The organism is Bacillus sp. ME78 (assembly GCF_903970865.1).
Classification (GTDB): Bacteria; Bacillota; Bacilli; order Bacillales; family Bacillaceae_G; genus Bacillus_A; species Bacillus_A cereus.
Map to the genome: position 1 here is coordinate 39634 of NZ_CAJCKK010000010.1, position 16172 is coordinate 55805.

The following is a 16172-nucleotide window of genomic DNA, read 5'->3' on the forward strand; positions in this document are numbered from 1 at the left end:
ATAAATCTCATAGAATATTACTATTTTAATTTATCAAAAATAGCATATATATCGGACACTTATACAAACCTTTACCATTTTTTAATATAGTAAAAACACTCTACTGTATAGGCTTATATAACAGTTAAAGGATACATAAAAATCTTAACATACTCCCTAACCTATTCATACATACAATAGAATTTTTACCATTTTTTAGTTATTTCAGTTTGTTGTTTATGATTAAAATTTTCAAAAAATAATAACCGATACATGTAAAAATATGTTACATTATCAAAGAACGTATGTTCTTAATTTAGAGGAGGAATTGTTAATGATAAACGAACCCATTATCGTAAAAAAAGAAGCTTTCCAAGCAATCGGCGTTTCGATTACGACGACTAACGAAAAAGAGGCATCTACTGAAGGAAACATTCCCGAGCTTTGGAACCGATACTTTCAAGAACAAATGATGCATCACATCCCAAATCAACAAACGAAAGAAACATTCGCTTTCTACTCAAACTACGAATCAGATGAAACCGGTACATATACATTTACAATCGGTATGCCCGTTTCTTCATTAGAAGATGTTCCTGAAAATATGACAACTTTAACAATACCTGCCGCTACGTATGCGGTATTTACAACGAGAAAGGGACCAGTTGCTGAAGTCGTTTGCGAAGCTTGGGAATATATTTGGCAATGGTCGAAAGAAAATAAACGTGCCTTCACAACAGACTTCGAGCTTTACGACGAAAGAGCATTAGATCCAAATCATGCACAATTGGATATTTATATTGCGTTAGCCTAAAAAAAGATGCCCATTCGGCATCTTTTTTTGTCGTTAAATAGCTACTGGGCAAATTCATTATTATTGTCTACAATGAGAAAGTGCAGTATAGAAATATTAGAAACTGTATAAAGTGAAACTATAATCAGTGGGGGCATCTCCCATTAAGTATTAGCCCTCACCAATCGGGCGTTTACTGGTTTTTTAGTTTAAATTTGTCACATAGAAAGGAAGCAATATGGAGGAACTACAACAAAATAAAACTGCTTTAGAAGGAAGCGGAAAACCGTTATTAAAAAATACGAATTTCCTTTTTCTTTGGGCAGCTACTCTTTTTTCAAGCTTTGCTTTAGCCTTTTTTACTTTTTCACAAACGTGGTACATAGCAAAAACATTAAACCTTGAAGCTTCACTCGGTGTTGTTTTCGTAGCTCTTAGTGTTCCAAGGCTTATTTTTATGATTATCGGCGGCGCTGTAGCTGATAAATTCCCGAAAAAAAACATTATGTTTTACTCCAATATTATTCGAGCGATTCTTGTCGCAACCATTCTCACATGGTTTATCGTTGGTGATGTAACACTATATACATTTGCTTTATTCGCTTTATTCTTTGGACTTGCTGATGCTTTTTTCTGGTCAGCAGATGGATCTATCTTACCTGAATTGGTAGAAAAAAGCCGGTTAACACAAGCGAATTCACTTACACAAATGACGAACCAAGCATCGGTCATCTTAGGCCCTGTACTTGGCGGAATTCTGATCAAATTTACAAACTACGAGACAATATTTTCTATTACAATTTTATTACTGATTGTCGCAGCCATACTCGTTCAAAAAATACAATTTACGATGCCAGAACTAAAAGATACAGATAAAGGTATGTTCACTTCCATTAAAGAAGGAATCTTATATGTAAAGGAATCGCCATTCCTTTCAACTTTCCTTCTTTGTAGCGCCTTTTTAAATTTATTTTTAATTGGTCCGATGCAAGTCGGTTTCCCGCTTTTCGTTAAAAATGTTCTGCACGGTGACTCGCTCCATTTCAGTTACTTAGAAGCATCTGTAGGCGGCGGAATGGCAATAGGCGCTATCATTGTCGGTTTAAAAAATATTAATCGTAGACGCGGACTATTTTGCATTATCATGATGCTACTGTCTGGTGTATTCTTCTTATCCATCAACTTTAGCACCGTACTTTGGCAAGCATTATTAGCCGGCATGTTTTACGGTATTACAATCGCAATGGCTATCGTTCCGCTTATGGCGATGATTCAATCGACAGTAAAAGAGGAAATGATGGGACGCGTAATGAGCTTACTTATGCTATCATCAATGGGCTTTATCCCGCTCTCTTATGCATTCACATCAATCGCACTTGCAATGGAAATTCCAATCGTAACCGTTATGAAAAGCGGTGCAATTGCTGTTATCGTCTTCGTACTATTTGTAGCGATTCGTGTTCCAGTTGTAAGAAAGTTCGACTAGCTACTTGGAGTCATGTATTATACGCATGGCTCTTTTTTAAATGGTTCAAACAGCACTATCCCCTTACTTCTCCTTAATGCAGCTCCCCACTCTAATCCAACCTCTAAAAATAGATCTCGCACTGTACTATATAAAAGTGCCTTCACATTTTTACGGATTTCCCCATATTTATAAGCTCTCACAACACTCTTCACTCGCCAAATGAAATTTCCATACACTTCTTCATCAGCTAATATTTGCTCTAGTAAAACACCTTGTTCTAGTAACCCGCTCTTTTTATACGCAAGCTCGACCTTACTCCAAAATATATTAATTTTCTGCGGATTACTCGTCATCGGTACCAGTGCGTATATAAAAGGCTTCGGTATATCATGACGGCAATATGTCTCATCAAGCTCGTACGTTATTTTTCTTTTCTCTTTTATTTGTGGAATGTTTTTAGAAAGAATTGTTTCCCTTTCGCTTTTTTGCTCCTTTCCGCTACAGCCAGCTGTATAATCCTCACTTTCACATGCGGACATTTTCATACGGTCATCCATGCGGTCAATTGCAGATATAAGAAAAATATATAAGTTCGCACTATACCCGCCGCGCTTATGTCTTTCTTTTGTTGCAACACGCTTTATAATTCCTAGTTCCTCTAACTTTGCAATTGAACGGCGTACTGTACGAATACTCTTTCCAACATTCTTCGCAATCGTCTCCATTAACGGACAGGCGACTCCTACTGTTTTTTGTTTCTCATTCACCGCATACTTTCCTAAAAAATGAATAATGGTAGCATCCGTTTTATTCAATTGAAATCGATAGCACTTCAAAACTTGTTTTTGATATGTATTAAACTCTTCTTTACTTCGAAATTCACTGTATGGTTTCATTAAATTATATAAGCTTCCCATTTATATCACCTCATTTATAAGTAAGAGGCAGGAAGAGAATTTGGCGTGGAATTTAATATTTTTTTAATGGAGATGAAAATATGATCGTAATTAGCGCTTGTTTAGGTGGTATAGCTTGTCGATATGACGGAAATGACAATCTCGTTTCAAAAATAGAGGAGCTACTACAAAAAGAAGATACAGTCCTCATTTGTCCTGAAGTATTAGGAGGACTGCCAACACCTCGTCCTTCTGCTGAAATTATTGGCGGGAATGGCGACGACGTTTTGGACGGAAAAGCGAAAGTGATGACAAAAGATGGTGAAGATGTCACAGAAGCTTTCGTAAATGGTGCTTATAAAGCATTAGAACAAATTAAAAATTTACACCCAGAATATATTATTTTAAAGGAACGTAGTCCATCTTGTGGCAGTTCTACGATTTACACTGGTGAATTTAATGGCAATAAGCAAACTGGTTACGGGGTAACTACTGCTTTATTTAAAAGACACGGATTTAAAGTCATTTCAGAAGAAGAATTTGAAAGCAAAAAAAGGAATTGACCCTGTTCGTCAATTCCTTTTCTATCTGTCTTATTTCACGCCTAATTTTTCTTTCACTTTCGCTGGAAGCTCGTCTTTCTTTACTTCTTCCCAAGCTGATACACCTTTTTTATCTGAGTGATATACGCGTAGGAATGCTTCTTTACGAAGATTTTTTTGAGCTGTAAATTCTAATTCTTTCTCTTTACCGTCTTTATCAAAGCCAGTCAACTTATATTCATAATCTTTAAATTTTTGACCATTATCAGCTTTACTATGAACTTCTTTTCCATCTACTGTAATTTGAACGTAGTACTCATCTTTACCCATACGGTTTAAATCACAACCAACTAACAAGCTTGCGAATACAACTAAAATACTAAATAGTGCAATGTATCTTTTCATTTCCTTCACCTCATATGTTTTTTCTTATATTCTTATCTTAAAGCCCAGAGCTTAAAGAAGAAATTCAAAAACATGACATGAACATTACACTTTTGTAAGATAATAATTATTTCTTCACTTTAGAAATTGTCATTCCATCACCAATTGGAACGAGTACAGATTCTAAATGCGGGTGGTTTGCTATCATTTCATTAAACTTCTTCATAACTTCTGTATAACGTTTTTGTTTCACACTCTCATCAGCTACACTACCGCCAATAACGTCTTTCACGCCAATTTCGCAACTTATCACGTAATTTCCTTATACCGTTTATTACGCCTTCTATTATGCCCTCAATTATAATCTCTATTACAAGATATCTTACTAAATTAATAATAGGTTTAATTACGTATCTCCCTATGAATTCAAAAATATCCTCCATCATATTTTCCTCCTTCTTTCAAAAGGAAGCTGCTACTCCTCCGCATCCTTTTACGTCCAATTACAATTGCTGCCCTACTGCGGTATATATCAACAAAAATAATACGGCAACAACATCCACAATAACGCTATTGAATTTGGAAGAAGCTTCGGTAAATACTAATACTATAATTATTTTTTCACCTATATTGGGAGATGCTCCCAAAAACTTTATAAAATCAAAGACAACTTTACTACAATTCTTCCCGTAATTAATTTATTATCGTGGTAAACCATCTTCCACTACATCCGTAACAGTTCCATTCGGTTCAAAGATTACACGTAATGATCCTTCTCCACCATAACCAGTATAGTCATATACTGAATAAGATTTATATTTCTCAATCACATGTGGCTGTCCAATTGTAGCTTTTACCTGATTCGCGGGCATACCTTTTTTTATTTTCAAATATTGATTGTAACTTACTGCTGCCGAATTGTTATTTACATCTTTATACCACGGTACACGATCGTTTTTTTCTTCATATTCCTTTACAGGCTCTTCAATACGTTTCGTAGATACCCGATTCTCCTTACCTTTATCTTTATCTTTATCTGTATCTGTATCTTTTATAGCAGTACGTTCAATATTCACAACGTAACCATATGTATTTAATTCAACCATAATTTCATATGTACCATCCGTATCTTTTTCAGTATAAAATACGCGTTTTTCATTGTTATTATAATATTTTATGTTCTCACCACCGTAGTCAATCGTATTAAGAATATCCGTATACGTCATACCTTCCTCAATTTTTTGAGATTCATCATGAGAAATATAACGCTTCTGTGATGATGAAGCGTCCTCATTTTTAATACTTTCACGTTTACTCGTAGTCATAGGTGTTTTCTTCTGATCTTTTAGTACGTCACCTTCCTCCTTCGCTGGTTGCTTTGCTCCTACTTTTGTTAATACGTCTGTATCGCTAGAACAAGCTCCCAAAATCGATACTGTAGTCAACGCCATCCCTACTATAAGTATTCTCTTAAATGACTTCACTCTAATCCCCCCGGTATTTTTTAATATCTAGTAATCAACGTATTTTAATTAATACGGAACTATTCAGTTCTATACAATTTGCTATAGCCTTCTCTCTCATGCACCTTTTTTATATAAAGTGAAACTTTAATCAGCCCTCACCAATCATCTTCGTTACAAATATTAACATTAAATATAACTAATAAATAGTATATTTCTTCTATTCATTTACATTTCTGTTGCATAATCTTGTCTTAAACGAACAATATGAAAGTCGAATTCACAATAATTATCATATATTCTCTATATAATAACATTCAAATTAAATTCTAAAGTAACTTTACATGCATTTTCTGTTTTAACGCCAAAAGAAAAGACCTTTCTAACGATTTTATTCTATCGCTAAAAAGGTCTTTTCTATTTTGGCTAAAAACTTAGCACTCTTCTGGCTTACCAGCATTCATCGCTGTACGGAAAAGTGATCCAAATCTGCATGATGCGATTGCGTTTAGATAATCAATCGTGAATTATGCGTTCAATTTAAAGCAGGTTAAAAAATAATAATTCCTTATTCAATTAACATATGCATTAGTTTAACAGCCTAATGCTGCTGTACCGAATGATAGTTTAGTTTTCAATATGTGAAAAGGGATTTCTAAATAATGAATTGAATATATATTTATTGTTTACGCGTTTTTGAGAGGTTCCTTTATGGGAGATAAGCTTTACTATATTCCTGTACTTCGCACAGTTCTATAATAACTAATGGTGATGCTGTGACGTGATTTTCTATTAGTGAGATAAAGTATTTTTCAATTCATTTATTATAAATTGCAACTCTCGTCCTCCAGAATTATTTCTTTTGGGTGAAAGTTTTTTTATGATATAAGTTTCATTCTGTCCTAATTTAAAGTTTTCGAGAGGAGAAATGATATGAACTCTATTTTATTAGATGTTCCGTTACAAATAGAAACAGACAGACTCATTCTTCGAGCACCACTTCAAGCTGGTGAAGGGGATATAGTACAACAAGCTATTAAAGATTCCATTAATGAATTAAAGCAATGGTTGTCTTTATTTCAGTCCATTCCTACTGTTGAAGAAACGGAAATTCTTCTGAGAAATGCACATATAGATTTTTTGAAAAGAGAAAGCTTTCGCTATCTTATCTATCATAAAGAGACGAATGATTTTGTTGGAACAGCTAGCCTTCATCGAATTGATTGGAAGGTTTCTAAATGTGAAATTGGATACTGGATTAACACGCAATTTAGTGGCAGTGGATATATGACAGAAACAGTAAGTGCGTTAACAAACCTTGGATTTCAGTTATTCAAATTTAGAAGGATTGAAATACGATGTGAATGTAATAACACGAAAAGTCGTGCACTCCCTGAAAAACTAGGCTTTGAACTTGAAGGGATATTACGTAATGAAGATTTTTCAGCTGACAGCAAACAACTAACTGATACTTGCATCTATGCAAAAATAAAGTGAAATATTGATTCACCTTGGTAATCGGGCTTTTACGGCAAAAGAAAAGACCTCCTTAACGATTTTATTCCATCGCTAAAAAGGTCTTTTTCTATTTCGGCTAAAACCTTAGCACTCTTCTGGCGTACCAGCATTCGTCGCTGTACGGAAAGATGATCCACATCCGCATGATGCGATTGCGTTTGGATTGTCGATTGTGAATCCGCCACCAAGCATAGATTGTTTATAATCAATTTTTACTCCTTTAACAATTGGAGCACTTTCTGTATCGATAACAAATTCAACACCGAAAAACTCAAGAACTGTGTCGTCTTCTTTTGGTTCTACTTCAAATCCTAAGCCGTAAGAAAGGCCAGTACATCCGCCGCCATGTACAGCAAGGCGCACATACTTCTCTCCATCTTCAGCATCTTTTAACATATCTTTAATTTGAAAAGCTGCTTGTTCTGTTACTTCAATCATGAAATACACCATCCTTTCTGTTCTCATTCTATTATACATCTTTACGCTTCTATCTTGTACTCATACACTCCGCGGCAAATTACTTCCGCAGGTCCTTTCATTAACACGTTTCCTTCTTCTGTCCACGCAATCATTAAATCGCCGCCAGCTAAATGGACTGTAATTTCTTTACCACGTTCCATCTTCCCATTCAAAATAGCAGCTACAACGGCAGCGCATGCCCCTGTTCCGCAAGCTTGCGTTACACCTGAACCACGTTCCCAAACGCGGAAATTCATTTCTTCATCGTTTAAAATCTCGATAAATTCAACATTCACTCGCTCTGGGAACATTTCATGTGTCTCAAGAACTGGACCAAGTGTTGTAAGAGGTGCCTTCTCTACATCCTCAACAAAAATAACCGCGTGCGGGTTCCCCATTGAAACAGCCGTAAATGCATAACGATGATTATTATATAAGAAGTTTTCACGAATAAATGGTGTTTCACCTTCACCGAGCATCGGTATTTCTGCACGTGTTAGACGCGGTGCTCCCATATCGATTTTCGCTAATGTCACGAAACCATCTTCTACTGTTACTTCAGCCGTTACAATGCCAGCTAACGTTTCAATTGTGAAAACTGTTTCCTCTACTAGTTTATGCTCATACGCATATTTCGCTACGCAGCGCAAACCATTACCACAGCTCTTTCCTTCTGATCCATCATTATTAAACATACGCATTTTCACCGGAGCTACATCAGACGGACAAATTAAAATCATTCCGTCTGCTCCAATACCAGTATTAATATTTGAAACCTTTTCCGCCACAAGAGCTAAATCTTCTTCGGGAATTTGCTCTTCAAACATATTTACATATATATAACTATTGCCAAGACCATGCATTTTTGTAAAAGAAAATTGGCTCATTTGTATTCACTCCAAAAATAATTTGTTATTTTAAGTATAGAATGCATGCTTTTAGAACACAATATGAATGTCCCCCGTTTCTCATATTTGACAACGTTTGGCGATGAGCCACTCTTACACACATTGTGTAAGAAAAAAGCCCTTCTAAAAAGGGCCTTTTTTTATTTATCTATAGTATTAAACTACCCTCCAAAATAACGTTTTATCTAAAATAAAATGAAAAAGGCGTTGCTCATTCGCAACACCTTAAAACATTGGATTTTCATCCAAATACTCATATACATTATTAACAAGCTCTTCTACTGTTGCACCTTGTACAACTTCACCATTTACAAGTGCAAACGGTCCTTCAAAACAAATACCACAATACCCTAGACAACCATACTCCATTACATCTAAATTCGGATCTTTTTCTAATTTTTCTAGAGCTGCTTGTGAACCACTTGCAAGGTTACCTACACAAAATTCAATTAATGGTTTAATCAAAATTCTCCCCCCTGTACTACAAAACAAATTACCTTCTGACTTCATCTATAAGAAGAAAACTAAGCTGTCTCTTGTTGTTTTCGTTATACATCCTAAACTATTTAGTTACTTCACTATTTCACTTCAAAGTAGATGATTTTATTTTATATAACATGCTACTTGCAATGAAATAGTAACTAAAAGGGCAAAACAGTTTACTTTACTTTTCTTCTTATTGTACAACAGAGTATTCATTCATGCATTGTTATTTGTTCACAAATTCGATATAATTTGATTGAGTAAAGTCAAAATATTTTATTAATATAAATTTTTATGATTAGGGGATATTTCAACAGAAAAGGGGTAATCCATCATGAAACACCTCGTAATACTAGGTGGCGGCTACGGTGGAATGAGAATTCTACAAAGGCTACTTCCAAGCAACCAACTTCCAGATGATGTACAAGTGACATTAATCGACAAAGTACCATATCATTGCTTCAAAACTGAATATTATGCATTAGTTGCGGGTACTATTTCAGAAACGCATATTCGTATACCGTTTCCTGAGCACCCACGCCTCAATATTCAATACGGCACAATAACAAATATTGACCTCGAAGAAAAAGCGGTTCATCTCGATGGCGGCGAAGCAATCCAATATGATGATTTAATTATCGGACTTGGCTGTGAAGATAAATATCATAACGTTCCTGGGGCGAAGGAATATACACATAGTCTACAATCAATTGAACAAACACGTAAAACATATGAACAATTAAATAGTCTAGAACCAAATGCAACAGTAGCTGTCGTTGGTGCTGGCTTAAGTGGTGTGGAAGTTGCAAGTGAACTTCGCGAAAGCCGTTCTGATTTAAAAATCTATTTATTTGATCGAAAAGATAGAATTTTATTCCCGTATCCAGAGAAATTAAGTAGATACGTAGAAGAATGGTTCGTAAAACATAAAGTTAATATTATAAGAAACTCTAACATTACAAAAGTGGAACCAAATATTGTGTATAATCACGATGAACCACTTGAATGTGATGCAATTGTCTGGACAGCTGGTATTCAAGCAAATGAAGTTGTTCGAAACCTTCCAGTTGAACAAGATGGTAGCGGACGGGTTGTCTTAACGAAATATCACAATATTCCAAACAACGAGCACGTTTACGTTGTAGGAGATTGCGCAGCACTTCCACATGCACCATCTGCCCAACTTGCTGAAGGTCAAGGAGAACAAATTGTCCAAATATTATTAAAACGTTGGAATAATGAACCACTCCCTGATGAACTACCTGTTATTAAATTAAAAGGTGTTCTAGGATCTCTTGGTAAGAAGCATGGATTCGGTTTACTCGCAAATCAACCGTTAATGGGACGTGTACCAAGATTATTAAAATCCGGCCTTCTTTGGATGTACAAATATCATAAAGGTTAATACTTTACAGGCTGTCTACTATGTAGGCAGCTTCTTTGCATCAGTTTTTAAAAATTATCAGACACATCTTTCTCAATATGTATAATGATTTATTTTTCATTTTTATATTAAAAACTATTGATAAACAGTGTATGCTATTTGTAAGTTGTTTTATTATTTCCTTGAAGACCGAATTCATTCGGTCTTATTTTTTATGTTATAAATACTTTTGTAGGAGGCATTACATTCCACTTATGAACTTATCGAAACTAAACAATCGAATAGAAGCGAAAAAGAAAGAGTTAATCTATCTCGTTGAACGATACGGATTCACTCATGATAAAGTGATTTCTTTCAGCCAAGAATTAGATCGTTTACTTAACTTATTAATAAAACTCAAGACGCAGAAAAAACGTTGTTCGTTATAACCATTTCCCCCTCTTTTTTGATACGATATAACTAGAATCAGAAAGGAGCGATTTATGTTTATATTAAAAGACGTTATATATAAAGATATACTACACATTCCTTATTTACAGATTCAAAAAGAAAAGATCACTTGCATTATCGGTGAAAGCGGAAGCGGAAAAAGCACATTGCTTCGCATGTTAAACGATTTACAATCTCCAACATCCGGCACAATTGAATATAACGGAAAGTTAATTTCTGATTATCCGCCTATTCAATTACGTCGTGACGTAGTTATGCTTGGGCAAACTCCACCTCTTTTTGATGGAACCGTTAAAGAAAATCTATTAATGGGACTTCGTCTTTCTGAAAAACCATTTCCAAATGATGATGCCCTGCGGAGCGCACTACAAACCGTTAGCTTAGACAAGCAATTAGAAGATAGCGCCTCCTCATTATCCGGCGGTGAAAAACAAAGACTTGCCTTTGCACGTATCGTACTTATGGATCCGCCTGTCTATTTATTAGATGAACCAACTTCAGCATTAGACAGTGATACAGAACGCCGCGTTATGAAACAATTTACTGAACTAGCACGAAAAAAGAAAAAAACAATTATCTTCATCACACACTCACAACAACTTCCAGAAGAAATTGCAGACGACATTATTGAGATTAGTAAAGCAAACGGTGCAACTAGAAAGGAAGTGCTCTCTGTTGAAGGGCGTTATTGAACTCCAAATTTGGCAACTTGCAGCTGCCTATATTTTTATTCTTATTTTAATTGGACTTGTAAAATTAAAAGGAATACCTCGCGAAAAACAAATCGCGCTCGCAACATTCCGTATGACCATTCAGCTCGTACTTGTTGCATATGTCCTTACATACGTATTTGAAAACAGTAATCCATTTTATACAATTGCTCTCATTACTTCTATTACTACCTTTGCAATTTTTAATATTTATAAACGAGTTAACATCCCGATGTCTAAAGAATTAAAACGAGTAGCCGCCCTTTCCATGGTCGCCGGATCAATTGGGCCACTTCTACTATTTATCTTCGTTATTATCGGTCATGACCCTTGGTATGCTCCGCAATATATCGTCCCTATTACAGGAATGTTAGTTGGGAATGCCATGACTGGTGTTTCTCTCGGCGCGAATACGTTCTTAAACAATATGAAGTCGCAAAGAGGTCAAATTGAAGGTGCACTTATGCTCGGAGCAACACCGAAAGAAGCTGCTGCTCCGCTCATTCGAGACGCTTTTGATTCTGCTATTTTACCAACAATTAATTCTATGGTCGGAATGGGGATTATAAGCTTACCAGGCATGATGACTGGTCAAATATTATCCGGTGTATCACCATTCACAGCCATTCAATATCAAATCGCTATCATACTCGGTATTTCTGGAAGTACTGCCTTTGCTGTCATTATCTTTTTACAGCTTGGATATAAAACATTCTTTACTAAACGATGTCAGTTGAAAGAAATTGACTATGATGCACGGTGAATCTTGCGTAGTTCACGATGAATGAAATTATATTAACGATTTTTTCAATATATCTATCATAACTTGCAATATATCAACGATTTTTCAAATATATCTATCATAACTCAGAATATATCAACGATTTTGTACGAAATATCGATTTACCGACAAAAAGTGACATAATAAAAAGAGGAGGCTATTCGCCTCCTCTTTTTATTGTCTTACGCCTTCTTAACGAACTGTGATTTTAACTTCATAGCTCCGAAACCGTCGATTTTGCAATCGATATCGTGATCGCCATCAACTAGACGGATACTTTTTACTTTCGTACCGATCTTCACAACTGAAGAAGTTCCTTTTACTTTTAAGTCTTTAATAACAGTAACTGCATCGCCATCTTGAAGAACGTTTCCGTTCGCATCTTTTACAACTTTTGCACCATCATTATTTTCAGCTTCTGCGTCTTGGCCCCACTCATGAGCACATTCTGGACATACGAAAAGAACACCATCCTCATACGTATATTCTGAATTACATTTTGGACAATTTGGTAAAGTAGCCATAAATTCATTTCCTCCGTTCATTATTTATACGTAAAAATCAAAATTGATGTTTACATCTCGATAAATAAAATTTGTATAGCATTTCTTTATAGTGCCATAGTCTCACGTTATTGACAAGCCTACCTCAAATTCTCATTTTTTATTGTATTTTACAAAATTTCAATTCGTATGCTTTTTTTCTATTTGTTCTTCTACTAATTTTAAAAATCTTCGTTGTGCATTTTTATTTTTTACGAGCAATCGAACTCTTAACTTACTTTGTAAATATGAGCGAACTTTGTAGTTCGTAATAAATAACTTTCGATACTTCTCGTCTTCATATATCATTCGAAACCATTCATACTGCTGCAAGTAAAGTATGTTAGCATCAATCTTTTTCGTGTGTAAACCCGTACTTAAACTAATAGATCCTATTAGAGCTTCTATTAATGCTGAAATCATTTCTCTCCCCCTAATAAATAAAAGAAGAACCTTCACAAGATTCTTCTTTTCAAAATGAACGAGTTCCCTCTAGAAACCCCAATTATTTTCTTCAATATAAATTTGATATTCTTCTACTTCTTCTTCACTTAACTTCTTATTATTTTCATATACCTCTTGCCACTCGAAATAATCTTCATCGAAATAAACAGCAAATTTAATTTTCACGTTTTTCTTCTCTGTATAATCATAACCAGTAAACTCTACTACATCATAATCTTTTTCTTTCTTCACAAACTTCCAGTTTGGATTATCAGTCATAATCTCTAAAGTAACCCCTTCACCAGTTGAACGAACAACGTTTTTAATATTCGGCTCAGTTGGTAAAAGAGAAAGTCCGAGCATAGCTCCGCCAAACACAATCCCGACTATAACTTGTAAACCAATCATACCAGCTACACTAGCGCCACCCTTAGATTGTAAGAAATACGCCTTCTCATGATCAGACGCATCTTCTCCCTTACGAAAAACACGAACAGCCTGCTTATAATATAAACGGTTTCCTTGCCATCCAGTAAATATCATCATTCCTAATTGAAGAGCTAAACTAAATGTTACATAAATCCCCTCTGGAATATCTATAAAAGGGGTTATAACTATACTAGGTATAGCCAATAACGCAAATATAATAAATAACTTATACATTTTGCGATAAGCTAACCAAAAGGTTGGGAAGAAAAAGGCTACCCAATTCCATGTATTCCCTTGCGCAGGGTTTTCTACTTTACCCCACTTAAAATCATAATAAGCTGTATTCTTTTGAACAACTTTATGTAATTCTTGTGGAGAAATCGTTTCTTGTAAAACAGTGTCCTTCACGTACCTCATCCTTTTCTTATTTCTATATACATTTATTGTATATGGACAAAATGAAGGAATCTAACAAAAAGTACACATATTTCATAAAAATGAACGGAAATCGAATATATTCCGACAATTATCCGTTTCTTATTTCATTTTACTTTTAAATATATTAAAATAATCATGTATCATATCTTTAATACACTAAGTTAATTATTTTATATATTCACTAAAAAGGATGCATCAAAATCATTTTTATACATCTTTTTTAGTAAATATATACTACATTTCCTCCCTCTTAATCACATTGAAATACTATTTTATTTCTCGCACATTCCCCTTCACTTTCTCAATAATATCTTCTATACGCTCCGCTATACATTCCGGCTCCCATTCTCCCTCACCGTGCATAGCTGTATAAACTGGACAGTTCTCATCATTACTATCTACAAAAATCGGGTCTCCAAGATATGAATCTATCCCTATTACAATCCATCCTTCTTTCCAATCTCCTTCTTCATCAAAACTATAACCAAGTTGCCCTTCTTCTATTTCTTCACTATTAAACAATTCTATCGTCATAGGTTCAGATTCATACTCTAGCTCAATTTCATTATCCTCAGCACGATCTACATGTGCTAAAAGTTGTTTAATTTTATTATGATTAATCATGATATCTTCTCCATTCTATCTTTTAAAAATCTAATTTTATTCATAATGAGCTGCCGCAAGTAACATTTGAGCAATAAACTTCCATGAAATATTTTCTGGAAACTTCTCTCCTTGATTTATATAAACCGATTCACAAGAACCTAACCAACTATTTAATGCCTCTAAATAAGTCTCTACCTCTACATTCTCCCATTCATCTTTATTCACTTTAAAATCCTTTTGGAGGTATACAAGAAATTTTAATAAATCTTCTTTAGAATTTACGTGATCGAGGTATTCATACACATCCATACTCCGTCCCTCCCTCTATTGCGTGTTATCTAAACTAACTATAATATATGACATAAGATTCTTAAAACTATTATTTGAGGTAACCGAATATGAAGAGTACAATTTGGGCAGACGATGACTATTTAAAACTAGCACCCATTAACGATGAACTAATCAAAAAAGCAGAAGAAGTACTGAACGTAAAGCTTCCAGAATCATATATAACCCTTCTAAAAGAACAAAATGGGGGAACTCTTCGTCTCGATGTTCACCCTACTTCAAAGCCAAATCCTTGGGCAGACGATCACGTTAATGTATCTGGTTTATATGGTATTTCTTTTGATGAAAATGAATCTAGTATTTTAGAGAGCTGCTATTTAATTCGAGAATGGGAAATGCCTGAGAATATCGTACTTTTATCTGGTGATGGACATACATGGATTGCATTAGACTATCGAAATGTAGCTGAAAATCCTCCAGTTATATTTATCGATAATGAGTTTGAGGAAATTATTGAATTAGCACCTAACTTTGAAAGTTTCTTACAAAACTTAACTACGTATGAATATGACGAAGAGTAAGCCTGGCTCTAAAAAGGAGCAAGATTTTATTACAAATTTACACGCCACTTTAAAATCACTCGGCTTTAAGAAAAAAAGACATACATTTTTCAAAGCTGAAAACGGATTTTATAAGCTCATTAACATACAAAAAAGCCAGTTTGGAGATGACTTTTATATAAATATAGGAGTCCACCCTATCGGTCTCCCGCAGCTTATTACGAACCAATTACAAATAAAAGAGAACATTTCAATATTCGATTGCATTCTACAAACGAGAATAGAGCCTATGCATATCAAACAGAACCAGTTATTGCATAATGTTTCACATGAAACTATCGAAATTCCGAATTACCTTTCTACTATTTTCGACTGGTTTCAAACGTGGGCATCTTATAAAAATTTAGTGGAAATAAATATACATTCCATTACTCCCGTACTAGCTGTCGTTCCAATATTAGAAGAAAAAGCGTTTCTACTTCTTACCTGTTTTTCTTTCTACAAATTAAAACAGTACGAACAAGCTACTCGCTACTTACAGCAATATTTACATTGCGCCGTGCATCTGAATACCGAGGAAAAAGAGCCCATATTCTTTCATGAAGTTGATATGTATATGAAAAAACTAGTAAAAAGTGCAATGTAAT

General features: G+C 34.8%; 22 protein-coding genes and 2 pseudogenes. 10 read left to right on the forward strand and 14 right to left on the reverse strand.

The genetic code is table 11. The features are described from left to right. Positions 1-313 precede the first annotated feature (313 nt). Positions 314-793 carry a GyrI-like domain-containing protein gene (locus tag H6481_RS13440; RefSeq protein WP_000606660.1) on the forward strand — a complete coding sequence of 160 codons (480 nt, stop codon included), beginning with the start codon at positions 314-316 and terminating at the stop codon, positions 791-793. A 217-nt stretch (positions 794-1010) separates the two neighbouring features. After that, on the forward strand, positions 1011-2258 hold the full coding sequence (locus H6481_RS13445; RefSeq protein ID WP_182812030.1) for an MFS transporter: 1248 nt from the start codon (positions 1011-1013) through the stop codon (positions 2256-2258). A 17-nt stretch (positions 2259-2275) separates the two neighbouring features. Here H6481_RS13445 and H6481_RS13450 read toward each other — a convergent pair whose 3' ends face one another. After that, positions 2276-3157 (reverse strand): helix-turn-helix domain-containing protein, encoded by an 882-nt coding sequence (locus tag H6481_RS13450; RefSeq protein WP_182812033.1) that lies wholly within the window; start codon positions 3155-3157, stop codon positions 2276-2278. 80 nt (positions 3158-3237) lie between these two features. Between H6481_RS13450 and H6481_RS13455 the strand changes: the two genes are divergently transcribed. After that, positions 3238-3699 (forward strand): DUF523 domain-containing protein, encoded by a 462-nt coding sequence (locus H6481_RS13455; RefSeq protein ID WP_000635489.1) that lies wholly within the window; start codon positions 3238-3240, stop codon positions 3697-3699. Between the two features lie 30 nt (positions 3700-3729). Here H6481_RS13455 and H6481_RS13460 read toward each other — a convergent pair whose 3' ends face one another. From H6481_RS13460 to H6481_RS13475, 5 genes and pseudogenes are all read right to left on the reverse strand, one after another. Then, entirely contained in the window at positions 3730-4083 is a 354-nt protein-coding gene (locus tag H6481_RS13460) for a YxeA family protein (protein WP_000833148.1), read from the reverse strand. A gap of 106 nt (positions 4084-4189) precedes the next feature. After that, positions 4190-4375 carry a methyltransferase gene (locus H6481_RS13465; RefSeq protein WP_098852468.1) on the reverse strand — a complete coding sequence of 62 codons (186 nt, stop codon included), beginning with the start codon at positions 4373-4375 and terminating at the stop codon, positions 4190-4192. 113 nt (positions 4376-4488) lie between these two features. After that, a pseudogene (locus tag H6481_RS28820) lies at positions 4489-4691 on the reverse strand (hypothetical protein). A 72-nt stretch (positions 4692-4763) separates the two neighbouring features. Continuing rightward, positions 4764-5546, reverse strand: coding sequence for a hypothetical protein (locus H6481_RS13470; protein WP_182812036.1), 783 nt, complete (start codon positions 5544-5546; stop codon positions 4764-4766). A gap of 413 nt (positions 5547-5959) precedes the next feature. Beyond that, positions 5960-6052 (reverse strand): annotated as a pseudogene (locus H6481_RS13475) (iron-sulfur cluster assembly accessory protein); the annotation flags it as partial. Between the two features lie 406 nt (positions 6053-6458). On the opposite strand from H6481_RS13475, the gene H6481_RS13480 reads away from it, so the two are divergent. Continuing rightward, on the forward strand, positions 6459-7022 hold the full coding sequence (locus tag H6481_RS13480) for a GNAT family N-acetyltransferase (protein WP_182812039.1): 564 nt from the start codon (positions 6459-6461) through the stop codon (positions 7020-7022). A 105-nt stretch (positions 7023-7127) separates the two neighbouring features. Here the strand turns inward: H6481_RS13480 and H6481_RS13485 are convergent, their stop codons facing one another. The 3 genes from H6481_RS13485 to H6481_RS13495 form a co-directional block, all read right to left on the reverse strand. After that, entirely contained in the window at positions 7128-7481 is a 354-nt protein-coding gene (locus H6481_RS13485; RefSeq protein WP_053563443.1) for an iron-sulfur cluster assembly accessory protein, read from the reverse strand. A gap of 41 nt (positions 7482-7522) precedes the next feature. Beyond that, positions 7523-8389 (reverse strand): diaminopimelate epimerase, encoded by an 867-nt coding sequence (gene dapF, locus H6481_RS13490; RefSeq protein WP_000077392.1) that lies wholly within the window; start codon positions 8387-8389, stop codon positions 7523-7525. Between the two features lie 246 nt (positions 8390-8635). Continuing rightward, positions 8636-8875 carry a YuzB family protein gene (locus H6481_RS13495; RefSeq protein WP_000595026.1) on the reverse strand — a complete coding sequence of 80 codons (240 nt, stop codon included), beginning with the start codon at positions 8873-8875 and terminating at the stop codon, positions 8636-8638. Between the two features lie 352 nt (positions 8876-9227). On the opposite strand from H6481_RS13495, the gene H6481_RS13500 reads away from it, so the two are divergent. The 4 genes from H6481_RS13500 (at position 9228) to fetB (ending at position 12200) form a co-directional block, all read left to right on the forward strand. Next, positions 9228-10298: an NAD(P)/FAD-dependent oxidoreductase gene (locus H6481_RS13500; RefSeq protein WP_000682065.1), complete on the forward strand. Its 1071-nt coding sequence runs from the start codon at positions 9228-9230 to the stop codon at positions 10296-10298. 233 nt (positions 10299-10531) lie between these two features. Then, the gene (locus H6481_RS13505; RefSeq protein WP_001054090.1) at positions 10532-10705 is read left to right on the forward strand and encodes an aspartyl-phosphate phosphatase Spo0E family protein; all 174 of its coding nucleotides are present in this window, start codon (positions 10532-10534) and stop codon (positions 10703-10705) included. Positions 10706-10759: 54 nt separating this feature from the next. Then, positions 10760-11419: an ABC transporter ATP-binding protein gene (locus tag H6481_RS13510; protein ID WP_000470263.1), complete on the forward strand. Its 660-nt coding sequence runs from the start codon at positions 10760-10762 to the stop codon at positions 11417-11419. After that, positions 11403-12200 (forward strand): iron export ABC transporter permease subunit FetB, encoded by a 798-nt coding sequence (fetB, locus tag H6481_RS13515; RefSeq protein WP_016079861.1) that lies wholly within the window; start codon positions 11403-11405, stop codon positions 12198-12200. Before H6481_RS13510 ends, fetB begins: the two co-directional genes overlap by 17 nt. A 200-nt stretch (positions 12201-12400) precedes the next feature. On the opposite strand, the gene phnA is transcribed toward fetB, so the two are convergent. From phnA to H6481_RS13540, 5 genes are all read right to left on the reverse strand, one after another. Then, a complete protein-coding gene (gene phnA / locus H6481_RS13520; RefSeq protein ID WP_000212735.1) occupies positions 12401-12742 on the reverse strand; it encodes an alkylphosphonate utilization operon protein PhnA in 342 nt (113 codons plus the stop codon). Between the two features lie 159 nt (positions 12743-12901). Continuing rightward, positions 12902-13183, reverse strand: a complete 282-nt coding sequence (locus H6481_RS13525; protein ID WP_098852464.1) for a hypothetical protein — start codon at positions 13181-13183, stop codon at positions 12902-12904. A 69-nt stretch (positions 13184-13252) separates the two neighbouring features. Next, positions 13253-14050 (reverse strand): DUF2628 domain-containing protein, encoded by a 798-nt coding sequence (locus tag H6481_RS13530; protein ID WP_098852463.1) that lies wholly within the window; start codon positions 14048-14050, stop codon positions 13253-13255. Positions 14051-14338: 288 nt separating this feature from the next. Then, the gene (locus H6481_RS13535) at positions 14339-14695 is read right to left on the reverse strand and encodes a hypothetical protein (RefSeq protein WP_071730781.1); all 357 of its coding nucleotides are present in this window, start codon (positions 14693-14695) and stop codon (positions 14339-14341) included. Positions 14696-14731: 36 nt separating this feature from the next. Further along, positions 14732-14986: a hypothetical protein gene (locus H6481_RS13540; RefSeq protein WP_000383680.1), complete on the reverse strand. Its 255-nt coding sequence runs from the start codon at positions 14984-14986 to the stop codon at positions 14732-14734. A gap of 89 nt (positions 14987-15075) precedes the next feature. Between H6481_RS13540 and H6481_RS13545 the strand changes: the two genes are divergently transcribed. Beyond that, a complete protein-coding gene (locus H6481_RS13545) occupies positions 15076-15546 on the forward strand; it encodes an SMI1/KNR4 family protein (RefSeq protein WP_071730779.1) in 471 nt (156 codons plus the stop codon). Next, entirely contained in the window at positions 15533-16171 is a 639-nt protein-coding gene (locus H6481_RS13550; protein ID WP_182812065.1) for a DUF4304 domain-containing protein, read from the forward strand. Before H6481_RS13545 ends, H6481_RS13550 begins: the two co-directional genes overlap by 14 nt. The last annotated feature ends 1 nt before the right edge of the window (position 16172 follow it).